Origin of the sequence: Gemella sp. GH3, assembly GCF_013415425.1 — a bacterium.
Classification (GTDB): domain Bacteria; phylum Bacillota; class Bacilli; order Staphylococcales; family Gemellaceae; genus Gemelliphila.
Genome location: NZ_JACBYC010000157.1, coordinates 1 through 644 on the forward strand (window position 1 = coordinate 1; position 644 = coordinate 644).

Here is a 644-nt window from a genome sequence, read left to right on the forward strand (position 1 = left end):
TCATGTGCGTGTTTGATACCACTTAAAATTTGCTCGGTAAATTTTATTGCTGTTTCTACACTTAGAGGACCATGACTATGTATATATTCAGCTAATGTAGGGCCTTCAATATATTCCATTACTAGGTAGAAACATTCGTCTTCTTCATCTACATCAATCATACTCACTATATTTTCATGTGATAGCTGAGAAGAATTATGTACCTCTCGTTCAAAGCGTTTTAAGGTTTCTTCCTTTTCACGAGGTGGAATAGAAATAGCTTTTATTGCGACTTTACGATTAAGTATTGTATCTTCTGCTAAATATACAATACTCATTCCTCCGCCACCAAGTTTATCAATTACTTTGTAGCGTTCATTAACCATCTTTCCTATCATACTTTGTCACCTTCTATCGATGACAGTATGAAACTTACATTATCTTTGGAGTCATGGGACATCGCTAAACGCATTAGACGTTCACAATGTGATTCAATTGTGTCATCTTGATTAAGCTCCTCCTGGATTTCGTAATCTCTAACATAATCTGTTAATCCATCTGTATTTAATAACAAGAAGTCATAAAAGTTAGTTCTTTTAACAAATAAATCAGGTGACACGCGTTTGTCAGTCCCCATAACTTTAGTGATGATATTTCTTTGTGGA

The 644-nt window shown here is 34.5% G+C and carries 2 protein-coding genes; both read right to left on the bottom strand.

Features of this window, described 5'->3' with window-relative positions:
- Window positions 1-377, bottom strand: a 377-nt coding sequence (locus HZY83_RS06190) for a protein kinase domain-containing protein (RefSeq protein ID WP_179943188.1), incomplete at its 3' end; no start/stop codon positions are given.
- Window positions 374-644 (bottom strand): PP2C family protein-serine/threonine phosphatase (locus HZY83_RS06195; RefSeq protein WP_370520053.1); only part of this gene is annotated, 271 nt, incomplete at its 5' end. The genes HZY83_RS06190 and HZY83_RS06195, both read right to left, overlap by 4 nt.